General features: G+C 64.2%; 1 protein-coding gene. It reads left to right on the top strand.

The window, feature by feature from the left end; genetic code table 11:
* Positions 1 to 268, top strand: a 268-nt coding sequence (locus QRT08_RS18460; protein WP_286047461.1) for a hypothetical protein, incomplete at both ends; no start/stop codon positions are given.

The raw sequence follows: 268 nt of genomic DNA, 5'->3' as shown, positions 1-268 counted from the left end.
CGGGGAGCCGCATCTGGTCTCCCGGCAAGGAGCGCTCGCCGCGGCCCGGGCGGTCTTCGAGTCCGGAGACTGGAGTACGGAAGACCTCCCTACGCCGTCCATCACGGTAGCCATCCTCCTGGTTCACGCCGTCTCCTCTGAGCTTAGCGAGCTGCGGCGGAACACCGGAAGGTTTATCGGCGACATTCCCGCGGACCTTATGATGGAGATCGTTCGCGCCGGCCTGTTCAACGAGGCGGATAACTCAACCTCGGTAATGGACCGCACG

Origin of the sequence: Halalkalicoccus sp. NIPERK01 (assembly GCF_030287405.1) — an archaeon.
Taxonomy (GTDB): domain Archaea; phylum Halobacteriota; class Halobacteria; order Halobacteriales; family Halalkalicoccaceae; genus Halalkalicoccus.
The sequence above is the reverse complement of the archived record's forward strand: the minus strand, read 5'-3'. Positions and strand labels throughout refer to the sequence as shown.